Source organism: Burkholderia sp. BC1 (assembly GCF_052683555.1).
The window spans coordinates 1-4078 of the sequence record NZ_JBQYLP010000142.1; the positions used below are offsets into that span (position 1 = coordinate 1).

Here is a 4078-nt window from a genome sequence, read left to right on the forward strand (position 1 = left end):
GCGTGAGTTTTACACACTCAGCAAGGGATCCATTTTTTGCGGGCAAGCTCATGGAGCCAGATGTCGCCTACAGACTCAGCGAAGATGTTGGGCAGGCCATACCAGCGCGATGCCGTACCCTTTGTGAGAGGACTCCCGGTCGTCGATTTCTTGTTTGCGAGCGCAAAGGCAATGTAGCCCGCCCGATCGCCACGCTCCCTATATTCACGCAGATCTCGATCTTCGGTCATGGCGATCGTGGACCGCTCGCGACAAGCGGGCCATAGGTAGTTCTTCAGCCCGAAATTGGCAAGGTGGATTTTCATCATGCGCGGATTTTGTAATTCTTCTGCTACAGCAATCCAGCATCCCGAGCATCTTGCCCAATGTCCCGCATCACCTGTATTTCGGTTACCTGAGACAAGATGTCCAGATGGACATGCGCATCGAGCTTTTGGAGGCGCTCGAGCTCCGGTGTCCCTCCGAGCGCGAGGGCCGGTACGAACCCGTACATCGTCGTATGATCGAGAGGCCCCAATTTTTCAAGCGCGCGCTCGAAAAGGGGAGCTTTTTCGCTATCCAGCAGATCAAACATCTCTTTGCTGGCTGTGCTAAAAAAAAGCTGAATGGTCAGATCCGGGCCATCCTCTTGGTATTCCTCCTCATCGAATGACGGAAAAATCATGCCATACGGTGTGATGACCTTCAGCGACTGCCCAGTCTTCTCGCCCCACAGCACCAGCCCGCCAAAAGCCGTACGCGCGATTACGTAATATGCATCGCGCTCCATGAATTTAGTCTCGCCGATCCACGCTTCCAGTTCATCTTCCCATTCGTCCGGATCGACCGTCCACAGCAACCCCTTACCATATCCGCACCACCCGTACTCCTGCCAGTAATCCAGAAGTTTATTTGGCAGCTTGCCCCGGAATTTCTCGATCTTTTCCACTGGCACGTCGCGCCGATCAATTGCCGGTCCGAATTCCTTGTACCCCAAGAAATTCTCCATGAACTTATCCATTGCGCTTCCTCACTATTGGCATCGCTTGAGCTTAGCGTTCATTTTAGTCCCGCCTCGCTCCGCTTCAGGGACTTTTTTCGCCGCTTCGTCAAGGTCAGCTACGCGGTCCTTCCATTGCGATCCGATGGACGAGTTGACGCCGCGATCGCCCATCATGGTGACGACATCCTTACCACCCGCGATCATGTCTGGATTATGCAGCGCTGCCAGTGTCTTCATTCGTTCAGCCGCCATCGCTTTGGCTTGCTCCGCGGCAGCCTCGCCTGCAATACCCTGCTTGCCCAGCGCCTTTTCGAACTTCGCCGCCAATTCGGCCGAGTACGCGGCTCTTGCCTGTTCCTGCGCGGCACCGGTACCCGCTCGCCCTATCTCTTGGTAGCGGGCTCGCCCTTCTAGGTACTCCTTCACACTCAGGTCGTTCAAGCCCTTTTCCTGCTCGAGCAATTGACGGTCGTACTCCTTCGGATCGCCTTTCGCGTTCTTCTTGAAGCACTTCACCAGGTGCTCCTTCATCCGCTTCAGCTTGACCTTGAGGCCGTCTTTGCCCTTCTCAGCCGCTTCGCCCTCCTCCTTCAACTTCCGAAGCCGTTCGGCTTCCGCCTGGGCTTTCTTGGCCTCTTCGGCCTCCTTCGCCAACTTCGCCGCCTTCGCTGCTTCTTCCGCCTCCTTCGCCACCTTGGCCGCTTTCGCTGCCTCCTCTGCTACATGCGCCCCCTTCGCGAGGCCCACCGCACCTTTTGCGATCTTGCCTGCCGTGGTCACCACTTTGCCGCCGGGGATCATGCTCGCTGCCGATAGGCCGGCCTCGACCATGTTGCCCTCGGCCGCATAGATTCCTGCGTCCACCGCCCCAGTCACAACTGAGAGTCCTGGCACAAAACTCGCGACACCCAGCACGCCGTGTACCCACGGACTTGCCGCCCCCCACCACCCTTCTTCCTTGGGGGTCTCCGGTTTGACGGGCGGGTTACTGCTGGCGCTCGGCTTGCCGCCTTCGATCGATGCGCTCGGGGCAGACTGGGTCACATAAAGGTAATTCCTACCCAGACCGGACCGGAGTTATGCTGGTCCGACGATGAAACGCTGTCCTGAATGCGCGACGAGCAGGCCCTATGAATTGTCCGATGGACGGTACAAGTGCCGTAGCTGTGGCAAGAAATTCAGTTGGACGTCGGTCTGGGATTCGGTGCGCCTGAGCAGTCGGCAGAAGACGCGCTTGCTGGAGTTGTTCGTGCTGGGCGTGCCGGTTTATCGGCAGCGGTTTGATACCTCGATCAGCGCCAAATCACGCGAGCGCTTCTATCGTTTGATTCGTGCATGCATGGCTCAGCAAGAGCAACTGCGCGAGCCGTTTGGCGGGGCGCTGGAATGCGACGAAACCACGTTTGGCGGGGCTCGCCACGGCAAACGTGGTTGGGGTGCAGCGGGTAAAGTCGTCGTCTTCGGCATCGTCAAACGCAATGGCGAAGTCAAAGCCGCCCCGATCGCAACGCATGACCAGGTAGCGATCATGGAGCAGATCCAGGCACATACGCGAGAAGGCTCGCTGTACTACACCGATGCATGGCAGGCGTACGCCACCCTTAGGCTACGCGGCGACCATGTGATCGTGCGCAAAGAGAAAGGCAAACCGGTCGGGCGCGATCACATCAACGGTATCGAAGGCTTCTGGAGCTACGCCAAGAATTGGCTCTATCCGTACCGCGGCGTGCCCCAAAAATTCTTTCATCTTTACCTGGCTGAAGTTTGCTACCGTTTCAACCATCGGGACGACGACCTCAGACCCTTGCTGTGCAAGCTTCTGAAGGCAACTCCCACCCTTGAAATCAAATCCATTTTGGTCCGGTCTGGGTAGGAATTACCCACATAAATGCCCGGGCAATTTCCGCCATTAAGCGTGCATGGATCGCCTTCGCGAATGACCGGCTTGCCCGTGATGCGAACCGTGCTCGAGCCCTTCACCGGCTTGACCTCGCCGCTGACGGTCCCGCTTTTCACGCCGTTGCAGGATCCGGCTGCGTCGCCCTTACAGCTCGGCTGCGTGCTCTGGCTCAGCACGTAGGCGGGATCGCCGTTGAAGCGCACATTCGGCACCGTGCCCAGGCTGCTCGACAAATCCTCCGTCACTGGGTACGGCAACGGGGGCGTACTACTGCCCACCGGTGTCTTGTTGATGGATGGAGCGGTTGAAACTGCCTTGAACGCGCTGTCTTTACGAGCCCCGAGCTGATTAGCCATGCGCTCTCCCCTCACCTTGCGCAGACGCCATCAGATCGGCGTCGCCGCGCTCGATCATGCGCAGTTCGAGGACACGCACGCCGGGCTGCTTCGCCAGCGTCGCTCTCCAGACGCAGGCTACTTCGCGCCGCTCGGGATCGATCAGCACGGTGTCGAGTCGCGCCTCCAGCTCTCCGATGCTGCCGTCTTCGAACCGGACTAGTGCAAATGGCAAGTGGCCGGGAAGCTTCAACGACAACGTGACGTTGCCCGAGGGGTCGCAGGTAGCACGCGGCGTGGTCTGCGTGCACAAATTCACCAGCTCGATCTGTTCATCGCCTCGTAGTGCATCCACTTGCTGATCTGGCCATGCTGCGTTCCAGACGGCAAAATCAAAATCCGCCGGCAATGGCGCGTCGCTTTCGATGAACGCACGATCGATGGTCCCAACCAACTTAGCCCGCTCGGGATGCCCTTTCGGGCGAACACCGAATCCGGCGACAATCGGCATCGACTGATCGAGATTGCCTCTTCGAGCTGAATCGAAGTGAGCCAACGTCACGGGCCGCGCGGAATATTCGATTTGCGGCGCAGCAACGGCGTTGATGCCCGTCGCATCCAGATACCAATCGCGGACGAATCCCTGTCCCGAGACGTTGGCTGAAAACGCATCATGGGCGACCGGGGCGTGCGGCGCATCGGGATGGGCGTTCGCCTGGTCAGGTGTCAGCCGTTCCTTCTTCGGGACTCGGTCGGCCGCCTTGTTGCCCAACTCGATACGGCACTGCCCGCCAAATGCATGCTCTAAGTTGGGGATCTACGCCGGAACCCCAGAAAATTCCGTCGTTCCACATTGTGAAC

At 58.6% G+C, this 4078-nt stretch carries 6 protein-coding genes; 1 reads left to right on the forward strand and 5 read right to left on the reverse strand.

Annotation, left to right across the window (positions count from 1 at the left end; genetic code table 11):
* Positions 1–17 precede the first annotated feature (17 nt).
* The 3 genes from ACSHSS_RS29745 to ACSHSS_RS29755 are packed head-to-tail and all read right to left on the reverse strand — an operon-like array spanning position 18 to position 2026.
* Positions 18–308: a hypothetical protein gene (locus tag ACSHSS_RS29745; protein ID WP_445545935.1), complete on the reverse strand. Its 291-nt coding sequence runs from the start codon at positions 306–308 to the stop codon at positions 18–20.
* A gap of 23 nt (positions 309–331) precedes the next feature.
* Entirely contained in the window at positions 332–1000 is a 669-nt protein-coding gene (locus tag ACSHSS_RS29750; RefSeq protein WP_226237362.1) for a GAD-like domain-containing protein, read from the reverse strand.
* Between the two features lie 12 nt (positions 1001–1012).
* Positions 1013–2026, reverse strand: coding sequence for a polymorphic toxin type 15 domain-containing protein (locus tag ACSHSS_RS29755; protein WP_445545936.1), 1014 nt, complete (start codon positions 2024–2026; stop codon positions 1013–1015).
* Between the two features lie 190 nt (positions 2027–2216).
* On the opposite strand from ACSHSS_RS29755, the gene ACSHSS_RS29760 reads away from it, so the two are divergent.
* A complete protein-coding gene (locus ACSHSS_RS29760; protein ID WP_445544534.1) occupies positions 2217–2855 on the forward strand; it encodes an IS1595 family transposase in 639 nt (212 codons plus the stop codon).
* Here the strand turns inward: ACSHSS_RS29760 and ACSHSS_RS29765 are convergent.
* On the reverse strand, positions 2750–3238 hold the full coding sequence (locus tag ACSHSS_RS29765) for a DUF4150 domain-containing protein (protein WP_445545937.1): 489 nt from the start codon (positions 3236–3238) through the stop codon (positions 2750–2752). The two genes, ACSHSS_RS29760 and ACSHSS_RS29765, sit on opposite strands and share 106 nt — an antisense overlap.
* On the reverse strand, positions 3231–4034 hold the full coding sequence (locus ACSHSS_RS29770) for a DUF2169 domain-containing protein (RefSeq protein ID WP_445545938.1): 804 nt from the start codon (positions 4032–4034) through the stop codon (positions 3231–3233). The genes ACSHSS_RS29765 and ACSHSS_RS29770 overlap by 8 nt, the downstream gene beginning before the upstream one ends.
* Positions 4035–4078 lie beyond the last annotated feature (44 nt).

What these genes read in the sequence shown, in the direction of transcription:
- ACSHSS_RS29765 (WP_445545937.1), bottom strand. Translation starts at nt 3,238, where the DNA reads ATGGCTAATCAGCTCGGGGCTCGTAAAGACAGCGCGTTCAAGGCAGTT.
- ACSHSS_RS29750 (WP_226237362.1), bottom strand. Translation starts at nt 1,000, where the DNA reads ATGGATAAGTTCATGGAGAATTTCTTGGGGTACAAGGAATTCGGACCG.
- ACSHSS_RS29745 (WP_445545935.1), bottom strand. Translation starts at nt 308, where the DNA reads ATGATGAAAATCCACCTTGCCAATTTCGGGCTGAAGAACTACCTATGG.